General features: G+C 50.0%; 28 protein-coding genes. 26 read left to right on the top strand and 2 right to left on the bottom strand.

Annotation, left to right across the window (positions count from 1 at the left end):
• Positions 1-11: 11 nt before the first annotated feature.
• The 10 genes from BQ7367_RS00565 (at position 12) to thiI (ending at position 8,888) form a co-directional block, all read left to right on the top strand.
• Positions 12-1,109 carry a glycerol dehydrogenase gene (locus BQ7367_RS00565; RefSeq protein ID WP_072523692.1) on the top strand — a complete coding sequence of 366 codons (1,098 nt, stop codon included), beginning with the start codon at positions 12-14 and terminating at the stop codon, positions 1,107-1,109.
• Positions 1,110-1,169: 60 nt separating this feature from the next.
• The gene (gene moaC / locus BQ7367_RS00560) at positions 1,170-1,709 is read left to right on the top strand and encodes a cyclic pyranopterin monophosphate synthase MoaC (RefSeq protein WP_072523691.1); all 540 of its coding nucleotides are present in this window, start codon (positions 1,170-1,172) and stop codon (positions 1,707-1,709) included.
• Positions 1,636-2,229, top strand: a complete 594-nt coding sequence (locus tag BQ7367_RS00555) for a MogA/MoaB family molybdenum cofactor biosynthesis protein (protein WP_442855319.1) — start codon at positions 1,636-1,638, stop codon at positions 2,227-2,229. The genes moaC and BQ7367_RS00555 overlap by 74 nt, the downstream gene beginning before the upstream one ends.
• Positions 2,226-3,212: a GTP 3',8-cyclase MoaA gene (moaA, locus tag BQ7367_RS00550; RefSeq protein ID WP_143142927.1), complete on the top strand. Its 987-nt coding sequence runs from the start codon at positions 2,226-2,228 to the stop codon at positions 3,210-3,212. The genes BQ7367_RS00555 and moaA overlap by 4 nt, the downstream gene beginning before the upstream one ends.
• Positions 3,213-3,218: 6 nt before the next feature.
• Positions 3,219-3,692, top strand: a complete 474-nt coding sequence (locus BQ7367_RS14265) for an MOSC domain-containing protein (RefSeq protein WP_143142926.1) — start codon at positions 3,219-3,221, stop codon at positions 3,690-3,692.
• A gap of 37 nt (positions 3,693-3,729) precedes the next feature.
• Positions 3,730-4,668, top strand: a complete 939-nt coding sequence (locus BQ7367_RS00545; protein WP_200786666.1) for a glycoside hydrolase family 25 protein — start codon at positions 3,730-3,732, stop codon at positions 4,666-4,668.
• A complete protein-coding gene (prmA, locus tag BQ7367_RS00540) occupies positions 4,665-5,618 on the top strand; it encodes a 50S ribosomal protein L11 methyltransferase (RefSeq protein ID WP_072523689.1) in 954 nt (317 codons plus the stop codon). Before BQ7367_RS00545 ends, prmA begins: the two co-directional genes overlap by 4 nt.
• A 19-nt stretch (positions 5,619-5,637) precedes the next feature.
• On the top strand, positions 5,638-6,384 hold the full coding sequence (locus BQ7367_RS00535) for a 16S rRNA (uracil(1498)-N(3))-methyltransferase (protein WP_072523688.1): 747 nt from the start codon (positions 5,638-5,640) through the stop codon (positions 6,382-6,384).
• An 84-nt stretch (positions 6,385-6,468) separates the two neighbouring features.
• Complete coding sequence (locus BQ7367_RS00530) at positions 6,469-7,623, top strand: cysteine desulfurase family protein (protein ID WP_072523687.1); 1,155 nt, start codon at positions 6,469-6,471, stop codon at positions 7,621-7,623.
• Between the two features lie 56 nt (positions 7,624-7,679).
• Positions 7,680-8,888, top strand: a complete 1,209-nt coding sequence (gene thiI, locus BQ7367_RS00525; RefSeq protein WP_442855318.1) for a tRNA uracil 4-sulfurtransferase ThiI — start codon at positions 7,680-7,682, stop codon at positions 8,886-8,888.
• Positions 8,889-8,946: 58 nt separating this feature from the next.
• Here the strand turns inward: thiI and BQ7367_RS00520 are convergent, their stop codons facing one another.
• The gene (locus BQ7367_RS00520; protein ID WP_072523685.1) at positions 8,947-9,180 is read right to left on the bottom strand and encodes an HPr family phosphocarrier protein; all 234 of its coding nucleotides are present in this window, start codon (positions 9,178-9,180) and stop codon (positions 8,947-8,949) included.
• Between the two features lie 114 nt (positions 9,181-9,294).
• Here BQ7367_RS00520 and mtaB point away from each other — a divergent pair, with 114 nt between their 5' ends.
• The 14 genes from mtaB to BQ7367_RS00450 all read left to right on the top strand — a co-directional run bounded on the left by mtaB (position 9,295) and on the right by BQ7367_RS00450 (position 22,288).
• Positions 9,295-10,611, top strand: a complete 1,317-nt coding sequence (gene mtaB / locus BQ7367_RS00515) for a tRNA (N(6)-L-threonylcarbamoyladenosine(37)-C(2))-methylthiotransferase MtaB (RefSeq protein WP_072523684.1) — start codon at positions 9,295-9,297, stop codon at positions 10,609-10,611.
• Positions 10,612-10,742: 131 nt separating this feature from the next.
• The gene (locus BQ7367_RS00510) at positions 10,743-11,006 is read left to right on the top strand and encodes an IreB family regulatory phosphoprotein (RefSeq protein WP_072523683.1); all 264 of its coding nucleotides are present in this window, start codon (positions 10,743-10,745) and stop codon (positions 11,004-11,006) included.
• A gap of 6 nt (positions 11,007-11,012) precedes the next feature.
• Positions 11,013-11,456, top strand: coding sequence for a Holliday junction resolvase RuvX (ruvX, locus tag BQ7367_RS00505; protein WP_072523682.1), 444 nt, complete (start codon positions 11,013-11,015; stop codon positions 11,454-11,456).
• 17 nt (positions 11,457-11,473) lie between these two features.
• Positions 11,474-11,734, top strand: a complete 261-nt coding sequence (locus BQ7367_RS00500; protein WP_072523885.1) for a DUF1292 domain-containing protein — start codon at positions 11,474-11,476, stop codon at positions 11,732-11,734.
• A gap of 68 nt (positions 11,735-11,802) precedes the next feature.
• The gene (locus BQ7367_RS00495; RefSeq protein ID WP_072523681.1) at positions 11,803-12,264 is read left to right on the top strand and encodes a Fur family transcriptional regulator; all 462 of its coding nucleotides are present in this window, start codon (positions 11,803-11,805) and stop codon (positions 12,262-12,264) included.
• A 97-nt stretch (positions 12,265-12,361) separates the two neighbouring features.
• Positions 12,362-14,032 carry a ribonuclease J gene (locus tag BQ7367_RS00490; RefSeq protein WP_072523884.1) on the top strand — a complete coding sequence of 557 codons (1,671 nt, stop codon included), beginning with the start codon at positions 12,362-12,364 and terminating at the stop codon, positions 14,030-14,032.
• A gap of 2 nt (positions 14,033-14,034) precedes the next feature.
• A complete protein-coding gene (locus BQ7367_RS00485) occupies positions 14,035-14,754 on the top strand; it encodes an O-methyltransferase (RefSeq protein ID WP_083588832.1) in 720 nt (239 codons plus the stop codon).
• Positions 14,751-15,977 (top strand): peptidase U32 family protein, encoded by a 1,227-nt coding sequence (locus BQ7367_RS00480; protein WP_072523680.1) that lies wholly within the window; start codon positions 14,751-14,753, stop codon positions 15,975-15,977. The genes BQ7367_RS00485 and BQ7367_RS00480 overlap by 4 nt, the downstream gene beginning before the upstream one ends.
• A 33-nt stretch (positions 15,978-16,010) precedes the next feature.
• Positions 16,011-16,397 (top strand): GntR family transcriptional regulator, encoded by a 387-nt coding sequence (locus tag BQ7367_RS00475; RefSeq protein WP_072523679.1) that lies wholly within the window; start codon positions 16,011-16,013, stop codon positions 16,395-16,397.
• 23 nt (positions 16,398-16,420) lie between these two features.
• Positions 16,421-18,853, top strand: coding sequence for an ATP-dependent Clp protease ATP-binding subunit (locus BQ7367_RS00470; protein ID WP_072523678.1), 2,433 nt, complete (start codon positions 16,421-16,423; stop codon positions 18,851-18,853).
• A gap of 103 nt (positions 18,854-18,956) precedes the next feature.
• Positions 18,957-19,370: an endosialidase gene (locus BQ7367_RS00465; RefSeq protein WP_072523677.1), complete on the top strand. Its 414-nt coding sequence runs from the start codon at positions 18,957-18,959 to the stop codon at positions 19,368-19,370.
• A 78-nt stretch (positions 19,371-19,448) separates the two neighbouring features.
• On the top strand, positions 19,449-20,825 hold the full coding sequence (radA, locus tag BQ7367_RS00460; RefSeq protein WP_072523676.1) for a DNA repair protein RadA: 1,377 nt from the start codon (positions 19,449-19,451) through the stop codon (positions 20,823-20,825).
• A gap of 88 nt (positions 20,826-20,913) precedes the next feature.
• Positions 20,914-21,369: an acyl-CoA thioesterase gene (locus tag BQ7367_RS00455; protein ID WP_072523675.1), complete on the top strand. Its 456-nt coding sequence runs from the start codon at positions 20,914-20,916 to the stop codon at positions 21,367-21,369.
• Between the two features lies 1 nt (position 21,370).
• Positions 21,371-22,288 carry a DUF1848 domain-containing protein gene (locus BQ7367_RS00450; RefSeq protein WP_072523674.1) on the top strand — a complete coding sequence of 306 codons (918 nt, stop codon included), beginning with the start codon at positions 21,371-21,373 and terminating at the stop codon, positions 22,286-22,288.
• A 77-nt stretch (positions 22,289-22,365) separates the two neighbouring features.
• Here the strand turns inward: BQ7367_RS00450 and BQ7367_RS00445 are convergent, their stop codons facing one another.
• Positions 22,366-22,755: a MurR/RpiR family transcriptional regulator gene (locus BQ7367_RS00445; protein ID WP_159431599.1), complete on the bottom strand. Its 390-nt coding sequence runs from the start codon at positions 22,753-22,755 to the stop codon at positions 22,366-22,368.
• 19 nt (positions 22,756-22,774) lie between these two features.
• Between BQ7367_RS00445 and BQ7367_RS14385 the strand changes: the two genes are divergently transcribed.
• Both BQ7367_RS14385 and BQ7367_RS00440 read left to right on the top strand, forming a co-directional pair.
• Positions 22,775-22,936, top strand: a complete 162-nt coding sequence (locus BQ7367_RS14385; RefSeq protein WP_159431598.1) for a hypothetical protein — start codon at positions 22,775-22,777, stop codon at positions 22,934-22,936.
• A 38-nt stretch (positions 22,937-22,974) separates the two neighbouring features.
• Positions 22,975-24,486 (top strand): FGGY-family carbohydrate kinase, encoded by a 1,512-nt coding sequence (locus BQ7367_RS00440; protein ID WP_072523672.1) that lies wholly within the window; start codon positions 22,975-22,977, stop codon positions 24,484-24,486.
• Positions 24,487-24,576: the final 90 nt, after the last annotated feature.

Here is a 24,576-nt window from a genome sequence, read left to right as displayed (position 1 = left end):
GAGGTATTGGTATGGCAAACATTTTGATCAGCCCGTCCAAATATGTACAGGGAGCGGGAGAACTTGGAAAGCTTGGGGATTATGCTTCAAAATACGGAAAAAAAGCGCTGATCCTAATTACAGAGTCAGGCTATAAAAGATGTGGCAGTACGGTAGAAAAAGGATTTCAGGGAAAAGACGTGGAAATCTTTTTTGAATATTTTAACGGAGAATGCAGCAAACATGAGATCAGTCGTCTGAGGCAAGCGGCTGAAAAAGAAGGCTGTGATATGATTATCGGTATTGGTGGAGGAAAGATTCTGGATACCGCGAAGGCAGTGGCATATTATAGATCGGTCCCGGTGCTTGTATGTCCAACAATCGCATCCACAGACGCGCCCTGCAGCGCGCTTTCCGTTATCTATTCCGATGAAGGAGTATTCGAGGAGTATCTGTTCCTTCCGGCGAATCCGAATATGGTGCTGATGGATACAGAGGTAATCTCAAAATCCCCGGTACGTCTGACGATTTCCGGAATGGGTGACGCGCTGGCAACTTATTTTGAGGCCAGAGCATGCCAGGCCAGCGGGGCGGCGGCCTGCGCCGGCGGAAATGTGACTTCCGCGGCGATGGCGCTGGCGAAACTCTGTTTTGACACACTGATGGAAGAAGGAGTAAAAGCAAAACTGGCTTTGGAAGCGGGAGCCTGCACCCCGGCTGTGGAGAAGATCATCGAGGCGAACACTCTGCTCAGCGGGATCGGATTTGAGAGCGGCGGGCTGGCGGGAGCCCACGCCATTCACAATGGTCTGACTGTGCTGGAAGACTGTCATCATATGTATCACGGAGAAAAGGTGGCATTTGGAACGATTACACAGCTGGTTCTTGAAAATATTCCGGCAGAAGAACTGGAAGATATTATTGACTGGTGTATTGAACTGGGACTTCCGGTTACGCTGAAGGAACTTGGCATCACAGAAGTGACAGAAGAGAAACTGATGGCAGTAGCACAGACAGCCTGTGCCAAGAGCGACACTCTCCACAACATGCCTTTTGAAGTGACTCCGGAAACGGTCTGCGCGGCTCTCAAGGCTGCCGACGCATACGGAAGATATTTTTTGGGAGAATGATCTGAAATACTGCGTATTTTAGTTGAGAATTTTCATAGAAGCCAAGTGAGGAATGATGAAATGGGATTTACGCATTTTGATGACAGAGGACGGGCAGTGATGGTAGATGTCACTGAAAAAAGCAGCACTGTCCGGGAAGCGACTGCCGCAGGAAAGATTGTCGTGAATGAAGAAGTGTTCCGGGCGGTCAAAAACGGGACGGCAGAGAAAGGGGATGTGCTCTCAGTAGCGGCAACAGCCGGAATTATGGGAGCGAAGCGGACGTCGGACCTGATCCCCATGTGCCATATCCTTCCCATCACAAACTGCAGGATCGATTTCGATATGGATGAAGAGGAGCTTGCGATCTGCTGTTCCTGTACTGTGAAAGTGACAGGCAGGACCGGTGTGGAGATGGAAGCGCTGACCGGTGTGAGCGTAGCTCTCCTTACTGTCTATGATATGTGCAAGGCCATGGATAAGACAATGGAGATCGGGGAGATCTTCCTGGTAAAGAAAACAGGCGGGAAGAGCGGTAATATCTGCAATGGCCCACATTCCGGAAGAGACCGTGACAGAAAAAGTGGAGAAAGCGCGCGCAGAGAGCTGGATATACTCTGACAGAGAGAAAGGCGGACAGATGGAACAGTACAGATGGAAGGCGGCAGTGATGACTCTAAGTGACAAGGGGTACGCAGGTGAAAGAGAAGACAAAAGCGGGCCCCTTGTGTGCGAGATGCTGAGAGAAGAGGGATTTGAGGTGGAGAAAATCCTTCTTCTTCCGGATGACAAAGAGGAAATAAAAAAGAATCTTTGTAAATTATGTGATGAAAATAGATTTGATATTATTTTCACCACGGGAGGCACGGGACTTGGGCCGCGGGACTGTACTCCGGAAGCTACCGCAGAAGTGGCGGACAGGAATGTACCCGGTATTGCGGAGGCAATGCGCCTGGCGTCTCTTAAGATAACTCCGAGAGCTATGCTCAGCAGAGGGGTTTCTGTTATCCGTGGAAGAACTTTGATCATTAATCTTCCGGGAAGCCCGAAAGCGGTGAGGGAAAACCTGGAAGCGGTGCTTCCGTCACTGGGGCATGGCCTGGCCATACTGACCGGAAGAACAGGAGAATGTGGACAATGAAGGATCAGTTCGGAAGAACCATCGATTACATGAGAGTGTCAGTGACGGACCGATGTAATCTGCGCTGTATTTACTGCATGCCTGCCCAGGGAGTTCCGGCTGTTTCTCATCAGGACATTCTTACATATGATGAGATTACCCGACTATGCCGGATCGGAGCAGAATTGGGTATCCGAAAACTGAAACTGACCGGAGGAGAACCTCTTGTAAGGCGGGGGCTTCCGGAACTTGTACGGATGTTAAAGGAGATACCGGGGATTGAGCAGGTGACTCTGACAACCAATGGTACGCTTTTAAAACAGCAGATCAGGGATCTGGTCATTAGCGGACTGGACGCAGTGAATATCAGTATTGACACGTTGGATCCGGAAAAGTACCGGAAGGTGACAAGGCTGGGAGATGTAAGAGAGGCGGTGGAAGGACTTAAGGCTGCCTGTGAAATTCCCGGGCTGAAAGTGAAAGTGAATTGTGTCCCTCTGGAAGGAGCAGAGGAAGAGGATTATATCCGCATTGCCCGGCTGGCAAAGGACGGCAGATCAGACGTACGGTTTATCGAGCTGATGCCGATGGGACCGGGAAAGGCGTTTACCGGGAAAAGCGGGACAAAAGTGCTGTCTCTGCTAAAAGAAACGTTTGGGGAGCCCAAAAGCTGTGAAGAAAATCCCGGTAATGGACCTGCGGTTTATGTAACTTTCCCGGGATTCCGGGGGAAAATCGGCTTTATCAGCGCCATTACCCATCCGTTCTGTTGCAGGTGCAACCGGATCCGTCTGACGTCTGAAGGATTTTTAAAGCCATGTCTTCAGTATGGAGAGGGCACCGACTTAAGACTTCTGCTTCGGAGCGGAGCCAATGATGCCCTGATCCAAAAAGCGATGAAGAATGCTGTATACGGGAAGCCGGCGTGCCACCAATTCACCAAGAGCTCTCAGGAAGAACAGGAAAATCTGGAGACCAAAGAAATGTCACGGATCGGAGGCTAGGAACAGATGACAGGAAAAGTTACGGCAGTTTGTACCAGCCCTGAAAAGGGGACGCCGAAAAAGAATATCGGAAGAGGAGTCTTTCTGGAAGATTACGGGATACAGGGGGATGCCCACGCGGGAAAGTGGCATCGCCAGGTCAGCCTTCTGTCCCTTGATAAGATCCGTGAATTCCGGGAGAAGGGCGCGGAAGTGGAGGATGGAGCTTTCGGGGAAAATCTGGTAGTAGAAGGGCTTGATTTCCGGAGCTTTCCGGTGGGGACACGGCTGTATTGCAAAAATGTGATCCTGGAAATAACACAGATCGGAAAAGAGTGTCATCACGGATGCAGGATCTTTCAGAAGATGGGGGACTGCATCATGCCGCGGGAAGGTGTATTTGCGAGAGTGATCCGGGGCGGAGAGATCCGGATGGGAGACGAAATCCGGACAGATGTTGAGACAGAAAAGGTGGTTGCAGGAGAGCAGGAACGGGAGTAAGAGGATGAGAGGAGATTGTAAAAAAATTTGCCTGATCATGTGGATAATCCTTTCTCTTACAGCCTGTACGGGACCGGCGGAAGAGACGGGGGCCCGGATCGGGGAGGACAGTGCCGGAGGATCTTTATTTGAAGAAAATACGGCGGCAGAAGAGAATAAAGGCGGCATTCACAAGACGAAAGACGGAGAATTTTATACATTTCAGGACGTGGAAGGCAGAAGTTACGAGGCTTTGTTGCTGGAGGATGTCCCGCAATGCAGTTATGATTTTTCCTGTCTGAAGACAGATCAGGCGACGGGATATAAAAGTTACAATGATGAAAGAGAAGGCGTGACGGCCCGCAGGGGCATAGATGTATCAGAATTCCAGGGAGAAGAGATCGACTGGGAACAGGTCAGGGAAAGCGGAGTGGAATTCGCGATCATCCGGCTAGGATACCGTGCCTATGGAGAGAGCGGGGATCTGGTCATGGACGCGATGTTCGAGAAGAATATAAAGGGCGCTCTGGAGGCGGGGCTGGATGTAGGGGTCTACTTTTTCTCTCAGGCGGTCAGCGAGGCGGAAGCACTGGAAGAGGCTGAGTTTGTGTTAAAGCATTTAAAGCCCTATGAGATAGACGGCCCGGTTGTCTACGACACTGAGGAGATCAAGTGGGACACTGCCCGCACAGACCAGAATACAAGACAGGAATTTACCGATTACTGCAGGGTATTCTGCGATGCTGTGGAGCATGCCGGATATGACAGTATGATTTATTCCAATATGAAGTGGATGGCGTTTACTCTTGATATGGAGCAGCTGTCGGAGTATGATTTCTGGTATGCGGATTATGCCCAGATCCCTCAGTGCCCCTATGATTATAAGATCTGGCAGTACAGTGAGTCCGGAGAGGTGCCGGGGATCAGCGGGAATGTGGACCTGAATTTATGGTTTGAAAAAGAAAACGGGAACCGGCAGGAGGGAGAAGAAAAATGAAATGGAATAAATACCGTTTAAAAACTACCGCAAAAGCAGAGGATATTGTCAGCAGTATGCTGATGGATCTGGGGATACAGGGGGTGGAGATCGAAGATAAGGTCCCCCTGACTCAGTCTGAAAAAGAGCAGATGTTTGTGGATATTCTTCCTGAGATGGAAGCGGATGACGGAGTGGCGTATTTAAGCTTTTATCTGGAACCGGAGGAGGACAGGGAGGCCATACTGGCAGATGTCAGGCGTGAACTGAAAGAACTGTCCGAATATATGGATGTGGGAGAGTGTGTGATCGAAGAGTCTGAGACCGAGGACGTAGACTGGGTAAACAATTGGAAACAGTATTTCCATCAGTTTTATGTGGATGACATCCTGATCATCCCGTCCTGGGAGCAGGTAAAGCCTGAAGACGAGGGAAAACTGGTGATCCATATCGATCCGGGAACTGCCTTCGGTACGGGAATGCATGAAACCACACAGCTGTGTATCCGACAGCTGCGTAAATATGTGGAAAATGGGATGCGAGTTCTGGATGTAGGATGCGGCAGCGGGATCCTCGGTATGCTGGCGCTGAAATTCGGGGCATCCTACAGCGTGGGGACGGATCTGGATCCCTGTGCCATTGAGGCGACACGGGAGAACATGGGAGTGAACGGGATCCGCGCGGATCAGTATGAAGTGATGATCGGGAATCTGATCGATGATAAAGCAATACAGGACCGCGCAGGATATGAGTGTTATGACATCGTTGCCGCCAACATCCTTGCCGATGTTCTGGTAGAACTGACTCCGGTCATCGTACATCAGCTGAAGAAGGGCGGCATCTATATAACCAGCGGCATTATCGATGACAAAGAACAGACAGTGACCGATGCGGTGAAAAAGGCAGGACTTGAGATCCTGGACGTGACGTACCAGGGAGAGTGGGTCTGCGTGACAGCAAGAAAGCCTTAAAGGACAGGGGGTAAACAGGATGCGTCAGTTTTTTGTCCGGCCCTCGTGGATACACGACAACAGGATTTATATGGAGGGCCCGGATGTCAACCATATGAAAAATGTACTCCGGATGAAACCCGGAGAGGATGTGCGGATCAGTGACGGAGCGGGAAAAACATGGTTGTGCTGCGTGAACCGCTATGAACAGGGAGGGGTGATCCTTGACATTTTCAGGGAGCTTGTCGCCGGGGCGGAACTAAGTTCCAGACTGTATTTGTTCCAGGGGCTGCCCAAGGGAGATAAGATGGAGTGGATCGTGCAGAAAGCAGTAGAACTGGGAGTGTACACGGTGATTCCTTTTGCGGCCAGACGTTCTGTTGTAAGGCTTGATGAGAAGAAAGCACAGAAAAAGCAGGAGAGATGGCAGACGATTGCCAGGAGCGCAGCGGAACAGTCCGGCCGGGATATTATCCCGGAAGTTCGTCCGGTCATGACTTTTGAACAGGCACTTAAGGCTGCGTCAGATCTGGATGTTGTGCTGATCCCCTACGAGCTGGAACAAGGGATGCAAGAGACTGCAAAGACGATAGACAGGATAAAGCCGGGTCAGTCTGTGGGAATATTTATCGGGCCGGAAGGCGGATTTGAAGAGAGTGAGATCGCCCTTGCGCGGGAGGCAAAGGCAGTTCCGGTGACACTGGGAAAGCGGATCTTACGTACCGAGACGGCCGGTCTTGCGGCTCTTTCCATTCTCATGTATCATCTTGAGTGTCAAAGCCTGTGACATTCGGGAATACTGTGGCACTGCTGTTGCGAAAAAACATGATTGTACATAACCTAATAGTAAGAAAAAGTAAAGGAAAAGGAAATGGAAGTTTATCTGGATAATTCCGCCACGACCATGTGCTATCCGGAAGTGGGGGAAATGGTTTATAAAGTGATGTGCCAGGACTATGGAAACCCGTCTTCCATGCACCATAAGGGGATAGTGGCAGAGCATTATATCCGGGACGCCAAAGAGGCGATCTCCAGGATCATGAAAGTAAATGCCAAAGAAATCTTTTTTACTTCCGGAGGAACGGAGAGTGACAACCTGGCGCTGATGGGATGCGCAAGGGCAAACCGCCGCGGAGGCAATCATCTGATTACTTCTTCAATTGAACATCCGGCTGTTTTAAACACCATGCGGCATCTGGAAGAAGAGGGTTTTCGTGTGACATATCTTCCGGTGGACGCAAAAGGAAAGATCAAGCTGGACGCGCTCAGAGAAGCACTCTGTCCGGAGACGATACTGGTGTCTGTCATGTATGTGAACAACGAAGTAGGAACTGTTCAGCCGGTCCGGGAAGCGGCAGAGATCGTCAAACAGTATAAACCGTCGATTGTGTTTCACACGGATGCCGTGCAGGGGTTCGGCAAGTACAGGATCTATCCCAAACGGATGGGAGTTGATCTGCTCTCAGCCAGCGGACATAAGATCCATGGCCCAAAGGGGATCGGATTTTTATATATTGACAGCAAAGTAAAGATCCAGCCCATCGTGTTTGGGGGAGAGCAGCAGAAGAACATCCGGTCCGGAACAGAAAATGTACCAGGCATTGCGGGAATGGGGCTTGCTTCTGAAATGATCTATCATGATCTGGATATAAAGACAGCGCTTATGAGAGAGCTGAAAGACTATTTTCTTGAAGGGATCGCCGGGATAGAAGACACGACGGTGCATGGCTATACGGACGAGGGGAGCGCTCCCCATATCATCAGTGTCGGGGTTGCGGGGATCCGCAGTGAAGTACTCCTTCATGCACTGGAGGACAAGGGCATTTATGTCTCTTCCGGGTCGGCATGCTCCTCGAACCATCCGTCAGTGAGCGGAGTGCTCAAAGGAATCGGGGCCCCGAAGGAATACCTGGACGCGACCGTCCGGTTCAGTATGTCTGAGTTTACCACGAAAGAAGAAATTGACTATACGCTGGAAACACTATATAATTGTATACCGGCACTTCGGAAATTTACACGGCGCTGACGCGTCGGCCATACCGGACGGCATAGGCAGTTGTCGACGGCAGATCCGAAGATGACATGTCAGAGATAAAGGAGAGAATCATGACATTCCATTCATTTTTGATCAAATACGGTGAGATCGGGATAAAAGGGAAAAACCGTTATATGTTTGAGGACGCTCTGGTGCGTCAGATCCGGTTCGCGCTGCGGGATGTGGAGGGTCAGTTCCTCGTCCATAAGTGCCATGGGAGAGTTTACGTGGACTGTCAGGGAGACTACGATTATGAGGACACGGTCGAAAGACTTCAGAAGGTGTTCGGCATTGTGGGGATCTGCCCTGTGGTCCGCAGGGAAGTCAAAGAGATCGGGGAACTCAAAAAAGATGTAGTTGCCTATGTCGGCGAAATGTACCCGGAGGGGAACAAATCTTTTAAAATAGAGGCAAGACGGGCCAATAAACGATATCCGATCAATTCCATGGAGATCAACTGTGAACTGGGTGAGGCGGTACTGGACGCATATCCCGGGATGAAAGTAGATGTGCATAACCCGGATGTACGTCTGAATGTGGAGATCAGGGAGGAAGTTTATCTGTATTCTGAGATCATTCCCGGACCGGGAGGAATGCCGGTGGGAACAAACGGCAGCGCTATGCTTCTTCTTTCAGGAGGGATCGACAGCCCGGTGGCAGGTTATATGATCGCCAAACGGGGCGTACAGATCGAGGCAGTTTATTTTCATGCCCCGCCGTACACAAGTGAAAGGGCAAAAGAAAAGGTCATTGACCTGGCGAAACTTGTGTCCGCCTATGCCGGGCCTGTCAGGCTGCATATTGTTAATTTTACAGATATTCAGCTCTATATTTATGAAAAATGTCCTCATGAAGAACTGACGATCATTATGCGTCGGTATATGATGAGGATCGCGGAGTATTTCGCAAAAAAGAACGGATGTCTCGGCCTGATCACGGGTGAGAGCATCGGGCAGGTGGCAAGCCAGACCATGCAGAGCCTGGCAGCCACCAATGCGGTATGTACGCTGCCGGTCTATCGCCCGCTGATAGGATTTGATAAGAAGGAAATTGTGGAGATATCAGAGAAGATTAATACGTATGAGACTTCGATCCAGCCTTACGAAGACTGCTGTACGATCTTTGTGGCGAAACATCCGGTAACGAAACCGGATCCGGCGCGCATTGAAAAGTCGGAACAGAATCTCGCCGAAAAGATCGACGGGCTTATGGAGACGGCCCTGAAGAACACAGAAGTGATCCTGGTCGGGGAATGAGCGGCCGGGACATAAAAAAGCTGCCTCATACTGAGACAGCTTTTTATATGAACAAGATTTATTTAATGATGTAAGGATCCAGCGCGGCAAGAATATCATCGATGTTACCGTCTGCGTGGATATTGAGGTCGATCGGCTTGGAGAGGTCCAGGCTGAAGATCCCCATGATGGATTTGGCATCTATAACATATCTTCCGGATACTAAATCGAAGTCATTGTCGTACTTTGTGATCACGTTTACAAAAGATTTCACTTTGTCGATAGAGTTTAAAGAAATCTGTACTGTTTTCATTCTATTGCCCTCCTTGGATCATACAGTAAAATAAGGCCGTGCGCCTTATGTATATTCTACGGGATGGCCTGGTAAAAGTCAAGGAACAATAAAGGAAAAAGAGGTAATTTTGTCATGAAAAAAGCGGCTCTGCACAACCTGGGATGCAAGGTAAATGCATATGAAACAGAGGCGATGCAGGAAATGCTGGAAAGGGCAGGATATCAGATCGTTCCCTTCCGGGAGGGCGCGGATGTCTATATTATTAATACATGTACCGTAACGAATATCGCGGACAGAAAATCCCGTCAGATGCTCCACCGGGCCAGAAAGCTGAACCCGGATGCTATTGTGGTGGCGGCGGGCTGTTATGTGCAGGCCCAGATAGGGAAAGAAAAAGATTCCTGTATCGATATCGTGATAGGGAATGACCACAAAAAAGACCTGATCCGGATCCTGGAGGAATACGAGGAGCGGAAAAGGGAGAAAAACAGCTCTAAAAACAGATCTGTGGAAGAATGGACAGATGATATCAGCCGAGACAGAGAATATGAGGAGCTGCGCCTGACCAGACCGGGGGATCACACAAGGGCGTATATCAAGGTACAGGACGGGTGCAATCAGTTCTGCACATATTGCATCATCCCTTATATGAGGGGGCGTGTCCGCAGCAGAAAAGCGGCGGATGTGCTGGAGGAAGTACATGGGCTGTCGGAAAACGGATACCGGGAGGTCGTGCTTACGGGGATCCATTTGAGTTCCTACGGGATCGATTTTGACGGCCGCAGACATCTTCTGCAATTGATTCGGGAAATCCATGAGGTGGACGGGATAAAGAGGATCCGCCTGGGATCACTCGAACCGGGGATCGTGACGGAAGAGTTTGCGAAGTCCCTTGCCGCTATGCCCAAGGTTTGCCCGCATTTTCATCTGTCTCTTCAGAGTGGATGCAATGCCACATTAAAGCGGATGAACCGCAGGTATACAAGTGAAGAATATTATGAAAAATGCCGGATCCTGAGAAAATATTTCAACTGTCCGGCTTTGACCACAGATGTGATCGTGGGATTTCCGGGGGAGACAGAGGAAGAGTTCCGTAAGTCTTATGACTTTGTAGACAGAGTGGGATTTTATGAGACACATATTTTTAAATATTCCAGAAGAGAAGGGACAAAGGCTGCGGCCATGGCAGATCAGGTCAGTGAGGAAGTGAAGGCGCAGAGAAGCGCGCGCATGATCAGCCTTGGAGAAAGAAAGCGGAGGATCTTTGAGAGTGGCTTTGTCGGAAAAGAAGTGGAAGTGCTTGTAGAAGAAGAGGCAGAGGTGAACGGCAGGACAGTGCAGACAGGCTATACAAGAGAATATATGAAAATTGCACTAGAAAGTGAGAAAAATCTGAAAAATTGTATCGTAAACGTTCAAATTGATAATGATTTACAAATTATTCATTGAATTTTAAATGGGAGTATATTAGAATTGTAAATAGGGATTCTGGGACTTCCCAGAGGAAACAAGAGCCATGTTCCGGCGTCTGCCGGATGCTCTGTCAATATATAAATTTACGGAGAAGGAGGAACATTAAGATGAGTGACCTGAGTAATACGCAGTTTTTTCAGGTAGAGCCCGGACCTCAGATCTCAGCCAAGGATATCCTTGAGATCGTGTTTAAGGCTCTGAAGGAAAAAGGATATAATCCAGTCAATCAGATCGTTGGATATGTTATGTCGGGTGACCCTACATATATAACCAGCTATAATGGGGCGAGGAGCCTTGTGATGAAAGTAGAGAGGGATGAATTGGTAGAGGAGCTGTTAAAAGCGTATATCGAACACAATTCCTGGGAATAATCAGTTATGAGAATTATGGGGCTGGACTATGGGACAAAGACTGTCGGAGTCGCGATCAGTGACGCTCTTGGGCTTACGGCCCAGGCCATAGAAACAATCAGACGAAAAGAAGAAAACAAGCTTCGGCGGACCTGCGCGCGTATCGAGGAGCTGATCGAAATCTACGACGTAGAGAAGATCGTGCTTGGTTTTCCGAAACATATGAACAATGACATAGGGGAGCGCGCCGAAAAATCACTGGAATTTAAGGACATGCTCCACAGACGGACAGGGCTTGAGATCATTATGTGGGATGAGAGGCTTACGACTGTGGAGGCAGAGCGAGCGCTGATTGAGAGCAATGTCAGGAGAGAGCACCGCAAGAGACATATTGATCAGATCGCGGCGGTCTTTATCCTCCAGGGATATCTTGACCTGACGCATATGAGGCAGGACCGGGCGCGGAATTGACGGATAAGGGGCATTTTATGGATAAGATCAGATTTGCTTTTGCGGACGGCAGCGGTGAGGATGACTTTTATGTTCTCGAGGAGACGATGATAAACGGGAATACTTACATACTCGTTACGGACTCCGAAGAGGATGAGGCCGAATGCCTTATCTTGAAAGAGGCAGGGCAGCCGGAGAAAGGCGACAGTGTCTATGAGATCGTAGAGGATGAGACAGAACTGATGGCGGTCTCAAAAGTATTCGAAGAGCTGCTGGAAGATGTGAATATAGAGATATGAGCACAGAGATGTGATCAGATAAACATAATATATTGATCTACTTACTGCGGGGAGACGAAAGGACGCGGATGGAACGGAAGAAAACAGAGGAACTGCTCAGAGAACGGCTGAGACAAAAGGGTCTTAAAGTGACGCATCAGAGACTGCTTGTTCTGTCGGTTCTGGAGCAGCACGGCGGCAGGCATATGACTGCGGAGGATATCTATGAGCTGGTGACGGAAGATTATCCGGAGATCGGGCTGGCGACAGTGTACCGTACACTTCAGCTGCTCTGGGATATGCAGCTTATAGACAGGATCAATCTGGATGATGGATGTGTGAGATATGAGATCGGACATCTGCTCCGGGACGGAGCAAAACACAACCATCACCATCTCATATGCAGGGAATGCAATAAGGTGGTTCCATTTGATGACGATCTGCTGGATGATCTGGAACGTCACATTGAGGAAGTCACCGGATTCCATGTCCTGGATCATGAGCTGAAGTTCTATGGCCTGTGCAGAGAATGCCAGAAAAGAGCAAAATGACGGTTTTTCTTTGGCAGAGCAGCTTTCAGAGACTGCTGTTCTTTTTGTGCCCGGAAGTAAAGTGATACATAAAACTTATGATGGAGGTGTTTATTTTTTGAAGAAAGAAAACAAGGGGAAATTGCGCATTATACCGCTGGGCGGCCTGGAACAGATCGGTATGAACATTACTGCCTTTGAGTACGAAGACAGCATTGTTGTCGTGGACTGCGGCCTGGCATTCCCGGAGGATGACATGCTGGGGATCGACCTGGTGATTCCGGACGTGACGTATCTTAAAGACAATATGTCCAAGCTGAAAGGTTTTGTTATCACCCACGGACATGAAGACCATATCGGGGCACTGCCTTATGTGCTCAAAGAGATCAATCTGCCGATCTATACTACAAAGCTTACGATGGGGATCATCGAGAATAAGCTGAAGGAGCATAATCTTCTGCGCAGCACGAAGCGGAAGGTTGTCCGGCATGGCCAGTCCATCAATCTGGGGAAATTCCGGATCGAATTTATAAAGACGAACCATAGCATCCAGGACGCGTCAGCTCTGGCGATCTATTCCCCGGCCGGTGTGGTGGTCCATACAGGAGATTTTAAAGTTGATTATACGCCGGTGTTCGGCGACGCGATCGATCTGCAGAGATTTGCGGAGATTGGAAAAAAGGGCGTACTGGCGCTCATGTCTGACAGTACGAATGCAGAACGCCGCGGTTTTACCCAGTCGGAGAGGACTGTGGGGATCACATTTGACCATATTTTCGCGGAACATCAGAATACCCGGCTGATCATCGCCACATTTGCGTCGAATGTGGACCGTGTGCAGCAGATCATCAATTCTGCATATAAATATGGCAGAAAGGTTGTCGTAGAGGGGCGGAGTATGGTAAATATCATATCCACCGCCTCGGAGCTGGGGTATCTGCACGTGCCGGACAAGACCCTGATCGAGATCGATGAGATGAAGAACTATCCGCCGGAGAAGATGGTGCTTATCACCACCGGGAGCCAGGGCGAGTCCATGGCAGCCCTGTCAAGGATGGCCGCGGATGTACACCGGAAGGTGACGATCCAGCCCAATGACACGATCATCTTCAGTTCGAATCCGATCCCGGGAAATGAAAAATCCGTTTCCCGCGTGATCAACGAACTGTCATCCAAAGGCGCGGAGGTCATCTTCCAGGATACCCATGTATCCGGCCATGCCTGCCAGGAAGAACTGAAACTGATCTACTCGCTTGTGAAGCCGAAATATGCCATACCGGTCCATGGCGAGTACCGCCATCTGAAGGCAAATGCCGAGGTGGCAAAATCGTTGGGCATTCCCAAAGAGAACGTATTTATCATTCAGTCCGGGGATGTGCTGGAGCTGGATGATGAATCCGCGAAGGTCGTGGATAAAGTGCATACCGGAGCTGTACTGGTGGATGGTCTTGGAGTGGGAGATGTTGGGAATATCGTACTCCGCGACAGGCAGCATCTGGCCGAGGACGGCATTATCATCGTGGTGCTGACTCTGGAGAGAAGGACCAACCGCCTGCTGGCGGGGCCTGACATTGTATCCAGGGGATTTGTCTACGTCAGAGAGTCTGAACAGCTGATGGAAGACGCCAGGAAAGCAGTGGCCGACGCTCTGGATAAATGCCTGAACGGAAGGCACACGGACTGGAACAAGATCAAGTTAGTGATCCGCGACGCCATGAACGATTATATCTGGAAAAAGACAAAGAGAAAACCTATGGTGATCCCGATCATCATGGATGTAGATGTGTAAAAATGATAGTAGATGAACGTATCGTTACATTCATCAATTCGCTTGAGACAAGAAACAGTGAGATACTGGAGACAATTGAGAGAGAGGCTCTTGCGTCGGATATCCCGATCATTAAGAAGGAGACGCAGAGCCTCCTCAAGGTGCTCCTTATGATCCAAAAACCTATGCGCATTCTGGAAGTCGGAACTGCCGTAGGTTTCTCTGCGTTATTGATGAGTGAATACGCGCCGGAAGGGTGCAGGATCACCACGATCGAAAACTATGAAAAGAGGATCCCGGCCGCCCGTGAGAATTTCCGAAGAGCGGGGCGGGATGAGCAGATCACTCTGATCCCGGGGGACGCGTCGGAAGTCCTGAAAGTTCTGAGCGGACCGTATGATTTTATTTTTATGGACGCGGCCAAAGGGCAGTACATTCATTATCTGCCGGACGTGATGCGCCTGCTTGCGCCGGGAGGGACCCTTGTCTCAGACAACGTGATGCAGGACGGGGATGTGATCCAGTCCAGGTTTGCCGTAGAACGGCGCAATCGGACGATCCATGCCCGGATGAGAGAATACCTTTATGAATTAAAACACAGTGATTCACTGGTCACCGCAGTCATCCCTCTGGGCGACGGCGTGGCAGTGAGTGTGAAACAAGACGCAAAGCCCCGGGAAACAGGGGATGCCACAAGAGATGCGGATCCATCGGAAGACCCGGAGAAAGGAAACAGACAATGAGCAGACATCCAGAATTACTGATACCGGCCAGCAGCCTGGACGTGCTGAAGACAGCAGTGGTTTTTGGCGCGGATGCAGTCTATATCGGGGGTGAGGCTTTCGGGCTTCGGGCAAAAGCGAAAAATTTTACTCTGGAAGAAATGGAACAGGGGATAAGCTTTGCCCATGCGCGGGGCGTGAAGGTCTATGTCACGGCCAATATTTTTGCCCATAATGAGGATCTGCCCGGGATCCGCAGCTATTTCAGTGAACTAAGAGAGATCCGTCCGGACGCGCTGATCATTTCAGATCCCGGTGTTTTCGATATAGCGCAAGAAATCTGCCCTGAGATTGAGTGCCATATCAGCACCCAGGCAAATAATACAAACTATGGTACGTATCGTTTCTGGCACCGGCAGGGAGCCAGCAGGGTTGTGTGCGCCAGAGAACTGTCCCTGAAAGAGATCAAAAATCTGAGAGAAAATATCCCGGATGACCTTGAGATCGAGGCGTTTGTGCACGGAGCCATGTGCATATCCTATTCCGGAAGGTGCCTTTTGAGCAATTATTTTACCGGGAGGGACGCCAACCGGGGAGCCTGTACTCATCCCTGCCGCTGGAAATACGCTGTGGTGGAGGAGTCAAGGCCCGGAGAGTATATGCCGGTTTATGAAAATGAGCGGGGAACCTATATTTTTAATTCCAGGGATCTTTGTATGATCGAGCATATCCCGGAGCTGATGGATGCCGGGATCGACAGTTTCAAGATCGAAGGAAGGATGAAGAATGCCCTCTATGTCGCGACTGTGGCTCGTACTTACCGGAAAGCCATTGACGACTGGAAGGAAGACCTTGCATTGTACCGGGAACATATGCCCTGGTATCTGGAACAGATATCAGGCTGCACGCACCGGCAGTATACGACCGGATTCTTTTTCGGGAAACCGGACGAGAATACTCAGATCTATGATAACAGTACCTATCACAAAGAATATACTTATCTTGGGACTGTGGAAGAGGTGAAAGACGGACTGTGCAGGCTGGAGCAGAGAAATAAATTTTCTGTCGGGGAGACCATTGAGATCATGAAACCGGACGGCCGTAATATCGAGACAGCCGTAAGGCAGATCCTCAACGAGGAAGGAGAAGAGCAGGAGAGCGCGCCCCACGCGAAACAGATCCTGTGGGCCAGGCTGGAAGAGATTCCGGAGAAATATGACATCCTCCGGAGGAGAGAAGCATGATCGTTATGACACTGTACGGAAGGAAGAAATAGAATGTTGATCCAAGTTGATTTTGACAGCGATGAAGCAATATACATTCAGCTTTGTAATCAGATTATCATGGGCATTGCCACGTCCGTGATCCGTGAGGGAGATTCTCTGCCGTCCGTGCGCCAGATGGCAGATATGATCGGCGTGAACATGCACACTGTGAATAAGGCGTACAGTGTCCTGAAAAGAGAAGGGTATATCAGTCTGGACAAGAGAAGGGGAGCCGTGATCGCTCTGGATATTGATAAACTGGAACAGCTGGAAGAGATGAGGCGCCAGCTTCGGATCGTGCTTGCCAGAGGATGCTGCAAGAATGTTTCCCGTGAGGAAGTACACGAGCTGGTGGATGAGATCTTTGACGAATATCGTCTTGAGATGAGGGAGTTATAACAGGAGGATTACAGGAGGAGCCTATGCAGATGTCATATACAAAACAGGCAGAGAACGCCATCCGGTATGCCGCGAAGATCGTAAAGGAAATGAACCATCCATATATTGGTACCGAACACCTGCTTCTGGGACTTCGAGATGAGTATTCCGGCGTGGCGGGACAGATCCTGGCGCAGAACGGGGTGGAGGAAGGAAGCGTCCTCCGGCTTATGGATGAACTGATCGCGCCAAGGGAAGATGTGTTTGCGGGGCGCAGGCCGGAGGAAAGTCCCAGGTACCGGTATATTCTGGAAAACAGTGTAAGAGAGGCGCACAGACTTCACGCTTCGGAAATCGGGACGGAACATCTTTTACTGTCCATAATTAAGGATGTGGACTGTGTGGCGGCAAGGATCCTTATTACATTGAACATTAATCTGCAGAAGATCTTTCAGGATATTATGAGCGCGGTGGGGGCGGATCCGAAGGAATATCAGGAGGAAACCCAGGAAGAGCACCGGGGAGCCGGTTCTGCGATCGAACAGTACTGCACGGATCTGACGGCCAGGGCCGAAGAGGGGAAACTGGATCCGGTAACAGGCAGGGAGCAGGAGATGCTCCGTCTTATGCAGGTGCTGAGCAGACGGACAAAGAATAATCCCTGTCTGGTAGGAGAACCGGGAGTAGGAAAGACTGCCGTGGTCGAGGGACTTGCGCAGCGGCTTGCGGCCGGGATCGTGCCGGAGAAAATGAAGGATAAGCGGATTTATACCCTGGATCTGCCGGGGCTGATCGCAGGGTCAAAATACCGGGGAGAATTTGAGGAGCGGATGAAAGGGCTGATCACCGAGGTGGAGGCCAGAGGAAATGTGATCCTGTTTTTAGATGAGATACACACCATGATCGGAGCCGGCGGCGCGGAAGGCGCCATCGATGCGTCAAGTATTTTGAAGCCTTCCCTGGCGAGAGGTGAACTGCAGCTTATCGGAGCGACCACTCTCACGGAATACCGGAAATACATCGAGAAAGACGCGGCTCTAGAACGCCGCTTTCAGCCGGTGTCCGTAGAAGAACCGACAAAAGAGGAGTGCCGGGAGATCCTGCTGGGACTGAAAGAAAAATATGAAGTACATCACAAAGTAGAGATCCGGCCGGATGCGGTCGACGCGGCAGTGCAGATGTCAGAGAGATATGTTACGGATCGGAATCTTCCGGACAAAGCCATTGATGTGCTGGACGAAGCCTGTTCCAAAGTCAGTCTCAGAGGATATAAGGTACCGGACAATCTGACCGCTCTCGAAGAGGCGGTAAAGGAGCTGGCTTCTCAGAAAGAAGAAAGTATTAAGGCCGGTGATTTTGACAGAGCAGCCGCTATTCAGAAGAAACAAGAGGAGACGGAGGCCAGATTAGAGGCTGTGAAGAAACGTTTTCGGAAAAAAAGTGATTCTTCCCGCCCTGCGGTGACGGAAAATGATATAGCGGATGTGGTGTCCGCGTGGACGAAGATCCCGGTGCAGAAACTCGGGGAGAGTGACGCGGACCGGCTGAAAAAGCTGGAGACGGTGCTCCACAGACGTGTGATCGGCCAGGAAGAGGCAGTCAGTGCAGTGGCCAGAGCTGTCAGGAGAGGACGGGTAGGGCTCAAAGATCCCAGACGCCCGGTCGGTTCCTTCCTGTTCCTGGGACCTACCGGCGTGGGGAAAACAGAGCTTTCAAAGGCTCTGGCGGAAGCTCTTTTCGGAAGCGATGAAGCAATGATCCGGGTAGATATGTCTGAGTATATGGAAAAGCACTCTGTATCCAAGTTGATCGGCTCTCCGCCGGGATATGTAGGATATGAAGAAGGCGGCCAGCTCAGCGACCGGGTGAGGACCCACCCGTATTCTGTCATACTCTTTGACGAGATCGAAAAGGCTCACCCAGATGTGTTCAACATCCTTCTGCAGGTGCTGGATGACGGGCATATCACGGATTCTCAGGGGAGAAAAGTTGATTTTTCCAATACGGTGATCATTATGACGTCCAATGCCGGCGCAAAAGCGATCGTAGAACCTAAGAAGCTGGGCTTTTCGGCCAAAGAGGATCCCGAGGGAGATTACAAGAGGATGAAGCAGAATGTGATGGACGAAGTGAAGCAGATCTTCCGTCCGGAATTCCTCAACCGGATCGATGAGATCATTGTATTCCATGCCCTTGACAGGAAGCATATGAAGCGAATTGTGTCGCTGATGTGCCGGGATCTGACAAAACGTCTTCTGGATCAGATGGATATCCATCTGACGCTTCGGGAGTCCGCGAAAAATCTTATCGTAGATAAAGGCACTGACGCGAAGTATGGAGCAAGACCGCTGCGTAGAGCTCTTCAGACAGAACTGGAAGACCGGCTCGCGGAAGCGATCTTAAACGGAGTGGTCAAATCCGGAGATCATGTGGAGGCAGGGGCGGCAAAAAAAGAGATCCGTTTCATTGTAAAGTAGGTAATCCACAGTTTTTTCATATATGTTTCGGTAGAAAAACGCAAGGTTTTATATTATAATATCGATAAAACAGAACATCTGAAATACGTAGGAGGAAATTAAGATGGCAGCGATAAAGGAATTATTGCGCGCGGAAAATGACGGAACACTCAGCTTCGGAGATTATACTCTGGCGGACAAGACAAAAAAGGACAATTATGAGTTCGAAGGTGACATTTATAAAGTAAAGACATTTGCGGAGATTACAAAACTTGAAAGAAACGGAATGTTTGTCTATGAATCGGTGCCGGGAAGCGCCGTAGAGGGATTCCGGGAGTCAGATACAGAGATATCGTTTACAGTCTCCGCCCGGGGTGATGTACAGTTTACGCTGGAACTGGAGCCTGAAAGCGAGTATGAGGTGTTTATAGACGGTGATTCGGCAGGAAGAATGGGCACGAATTTGAGCGGCAAACTGAGTGTAAGCGTGGAGCTTGGCGCTGAGCAGAGCGCGAAGGTCAGGATCGTGAAATGCTGATTGGACAGAGAGGCGGACTGCAGGGTGGATGGAAGTGTCCACCCTGTTTTCATGCCGGGGTCTGTGAAAGGAGATCGAATGGCAAAAGGAAAGAAAAGTGTATTTTTCTGCCAGAACTGCGGGCATGAGGAGGCCAAATGGCTGGGGCAGTGCCCGGCGTGCGGAGAGTGGAATACATTTGTGGAAGAAAAGGTTGATGCCGGAGCTACAAGGGGAAACGCGGGAGCCGCCCGTTTTGTCCGGGAGTCAGTCCGCAAGGCAGATGTAGTTCCCATTACTGAAGTGACGGCAGACGATGATGTCAGGTGCAGGACGGGGATCCGGGAACTGGACAGAGTGCTGGGCGGAGGGATCGTGCCAGGTTCTCTTGTACTGGTGGGAGGCGATCCGGGGATCGGAAAGTCCACTCTGCTTTTACAGGCCTGTCAAAAGCTGGCCGGGGAGAAAAAAATTTTGTATATTTCGGGGGAAGAGTCGCAGGCCCAGATCAAACTGCGGGCAAATCGTATGGGAGATTTTACGTCCAGTCTGCTTCTTCTCTGCGAGACAAATCTGGAGATCATCAGGGGAGTTATTGAGAAAGAAAAGCCGGAGCTGGTAGTCATCGATTCGATACAGACCATGTACAGCGAGGAGATTTCATCGGCACCCGGAAGTGTTTCTCAGGTGAGGGAATCCACAAATCTGTTTATGCAGCTTGCCAAAGGGCTGTGTATTTCCATTTTTATCGTCGGACACGTGACAAAAGAAGGGACAGTGGCGGGCCCCAGGGTCCTTGAGCATATGGTGGATACCGTTCTGTATTTTGAAGGGGACAGACATGCCTCATACCGGATCCTCAGAGCGGTGAAAAATCGTTTTGGTTCCACCAATGAGATCGGAGTGTTCGAGATGGGACAGACCGGTCTGGCCGAAGTGGACAACCCGTCAGAATATATGCTGAGTGGACGGCCTGAACATGCGTCGGGATCAGTGGTAGCCTGTTCTATGGAAGGGACCCGTCCCATACTGATCGAGATCCAGGCGCTGGTCTGCCACAGCAATTTCGGGATGCCCAGACGTACGGCGGCCGGGACGGATTATAACCGGGTGAATCTGCTCATGGCCGTGCTGGAGAAGCGTTTGGGGATGGCGCTGGGCAGTTCAGACGCTTATGTCAATATCGCCGGAGGGATCCGGATGAATGAGCCGGCCATTGATCTGGGGATCGTGATGGCCCTGGTGTCAAGTTACCGTAACAGACCCATCGATGAAAAGATGATCGTATTCGGAGAAGTGGGACTGAGCGGAGAAGTGCGGGCGGTAAATATGCCGGAGCAGAGAGTGGCTGAGGCAAAAAAACTGGGATTCGAGACCTGTGTCCTGCCTGAAGTCTGTTTAAAAATGGTGAAAGGAATACAGGGGATCAAACTGATAGGAGTGAAGACGATAGCAGACGCTGTCGGAATATTCTGAAAACATCGTTAAAAGGGGACAGGCTCCTTTTAAAAAGTGCCTGTCCCCTTTTTGCAAAGTTATCAGATAATTCAGAAAAGGAGGAGCTATGAACCCTTATTTAAGAACTGCGAAATATTATGAAACGGATCAAATGGGAGTGATCCACCATTCAAATTATATCCGCTGGATGGAGGAGGCCCGTGTAGAAATGCTGGATCAGATGGGATATCCATACCGGCGATTCGAAGAAATGGGATATATCAGCCCTGTGCTTCACGTGGAGTGTGATTATAAAAAGAGCGTGCGTTTTGATGACAAAGTAAAGATCGTGGTAAGCCTGCAGTCACTGGGGAGGGTGAAATTTACGCTCAGATATGATATCTACAACCTGTCGGAGAATGGGGAGCTCAGTGCGTGTGGTACTACGACCCACTGCTTTCTGAAGCAGAACGGCAGGCCAGTGCTGATCGACAGAGAAATGCGGGAATTTGCAGAGACGTTGAAAGGATTACAGAGTCAGGAAGCATCCGATAAAAACGAAGCTATGACGGGAGAACAGTGATATGATCCTCAGTGCCAGCAGGCGCACAGACATACCGGGTTATTACCCGGGGTGGCTGGCGCGCCGGTTTCAGGAAGGGTACCTATGTGTCAGAAATCCAATGAATCCCCGGCAGGTGAGCAGGATTTCCCTTAATCCCGATGTGATCGACTGCATTGTGTTCTGGACAAAGAATCCGCTGCCGATGTTCCGGTATCTGGATCTGTTTGAAAAATATCCGTATTACTTTCAGTTTACTTTGACCGGATATGGAAGGGAGATCGAGCCGGGACTTCCGGATAAAAGAAGTGTTTTGATCCCCGCTTTTCAGGAATTGTCAGGGAAGATCGGAAGTGACAGGATGATCTGGAGATATGATCCGATCTTTTTGTCCGGCCGTTATACTCTGGAATACCATGAAAAGGCTTTTTCGGAGATCGCCGGCAGCCTGTCAGGCTGCACAAACAGAGTGGTGATCAGCTTTCTGGACGAATATGAAAAAACAAGAAGGAACATGAGAGGAACCGGCCAGATAAGTCTGACAGAGGAACTTATAAGAGCGGCGGCGGCCAGGTTTGCCGCGGCCGCGCGGCGGTATGGAATGGAGATCGTTACCTGCGCGGAAAAGATCGATCTGAGTGATTACGGCATTGAACATGGTGCCTGTATTGACAAAGAGTATATCGAGAGACTGCTGGGGTGCCGCCTGAGAGGAAGAAAAGACCCGGGGCAGCGCCGGGAGTGCGGCTGTATGGAAAGTGTGGAGACGGGAACATACCATACGTGCAGGAATGGCTGCAGATATTGCTACGCAAATGACTCTCCGGGCAGAGTGCGTGAGAATGTGTTAAAATATGATGAATCTTCGCCTCTTCTGTGCGGCTGTCTTCAGGACAGGGACATCATCACTGAGCGGAAGATGAAAAGTCTGAAAATATGACCGAAAAAGCGGGCGCAAAAATATTTAGAGCCGGGCGGTATATCCGTCCGGCTCTCTTTGATCAATCTGCCCGGGTATCAGTTCTTGTTAAGTCTTAGATAATCATTTCCTTTATCCAGAAGAGGCTGGATATCTTTCTGCTTTTTCATCAATATTGAAATGTATAAAATGTCCAGCAGACAGAGAGAAGGAACTCTTTTAGCCAGTACTTCATCCATTACATCATACGCGAATGAAGCGGTAAGTAAAACGATATCGGAATGTTTCGCCAGAGCGGAGCCGGGGAAATTTGTGATCGAGATCACCTTGATTCCCTGTTCATGAGCAATCTTTGCCAGGTTACAGACATTGCGTGTCCTGCCGGAATGAGAGATACAGATCAGAGCGTCGGACTCAGACATCTGGGAGAGCGCGATGAGCTGGGAGTCAAAATCAGCGGACGCGGTAGTCTGGTATCCGATCCGCATAAATTTCTGAGCGGCCGAGGTGGCAAGAAAGGGGAACATGCTTCCGGTTGGACTGGCGAAAGGCGCACGGATGAAAACGGATGTGAAGAAGGATGAGATCATTACATACGACATGGTTGAGCTGAACGAAGATTCTGTCCTTCTCCAGCTCCGCAGGATGCAGGATCAGCTGCTACAATAAATATTTATACAGGGGAATATCCCGGATTGGAGGGAACCATGGCAGAGTTATATTTCCTGGGGTTGGACGCGGGAACCACAGGGTGCAAGGCGGTCGTGTTTGACCGGAGGGGACGGCAGATGGGAAGGGGATACCGGGAATATCATGTGGTCTGCGGAGAACCCTTCCAGGCAGAGCAGGATCCGGAGCTTGTCTGCTCTCTTCTCAAAGAAAGCATAAAAGAAGCCGTAAAAGAAGCCGGGATCTCAAGAATAGAGGCTTTGAGCCTGAGCGTACAGGGAGATGCGGTGATTCCGGTGGACCGGCAATTCAGAGTGCTGCATCCGGCAGTGCTGGGGATGGACTATCGTTCTCGAAAACAATGCCGGGCATTTGAAGAGAAGTATGATGAGTGGGAACTGTACAAAGAAACCGGACAGCCGCTCCATCCGATCAACATGATGGCAAAGATTATGTATTTTATGGATGAGAAACCAGAAATCTCAGAAAAAACATGGAAATTTGTCACGTATGAGGAATTCATCCTGGAGAGGCTCGGAGGAGAGCCGATGATCGATGGCAGCATGGCCAGCCGTTCTATGGGATTCAGTCTGGAAAGGGGGACATGGTCAGACGGTATTTTAAATAAAATGGGGATCCCCGGGGAAAAACTTTCCCGGGTGTGTAATTCTGGCATGCCGGTCGGACAAATGGAGAAAAAGACCGCCGAACAGATGGGGATATCCAACCGACCACTGTTGATCGCAGGCGGACATGATCAGCCGGTAGGGGCTGTGGGAGCAGGAATCGTGGAGGAGGGCACCGGGCTGGACAGTACGGGTACGGCAGAGGTACTTTCTGTGGCTTACAGGATTCCTGCGGTAAATAAAAGTATGCATGACAGTTTTTATGCCTGTTATTATCATGTCATCCCCGGTATGTATTTTTCATTTGCACATATGCAGACCGGAGGGATCCTGCAGCAGTGGTACAGGGATCAGTTCGGCAGCCCGGAGCTGGCAGAGGCCGGGAAGAGAGGTCTGGATTACTATACTTATGCACAAAGCAAATGCCCGTCAGGACCATCAGCTGTTCTTGTTCTGCCCCATTTCAACGGGAGCGGCACTCCTTTGTGTGATATGGAGAGCAAAGGCGCTTTTGTGGGACTTACATTGGCAACCACCCGGCATGAGATCCTGAAAGGGATCATCGACGGTCTCTGCTATGAACTGAAATTCAATAAAGAGACTATGGAAAGCGCGGGCGTACCCCTCAGCAGGATCAGAGCCGTCGGCGGAGGAGCCAGATCGCCCCTGTGGCTGCAGACAAAGGCGGACATTATGGAAATGCCTGTAGAAACTCTTGTCTGTAAGGAGGCGGGCTGTCTGGGAGCTGCCATTCTTGCCGCTGTCGGATCCGGTATATATACAGATATCCCGGAGGCCATTAAAGAAATGGTGAAGACAGACAAAGTTTACGAACCCCGGAAGTTATTCCGGGAACGGTACAGAGAGCAATATGCACGATACAGGAAACTCTACGAAAGTCTTGGCCCCGTCTTCCATACATAGTATGCATATTGTTTGTCACGATATATATTTAAGGCGCCGAAGCAGGGGAGATTTAAAATATTTCCTCTGTGTAAGGCGCCTTGAAGACTA

The sequence above is a fragment of the Clostridium sp. Marseille-P3244 genome (assembly GCF_900120155.1).
Classification (GTDB): domain Bacteria; phylum Bacillota; class Clostridia; order Lachnospirales; family Lachnospiraceae; genus Mediterraneibacter.
The sequence above is the reverse complement of the archived record's forward strand: the minus strand, read 5'-3'. Positions and strand labels throughout refer to the sequence as shown.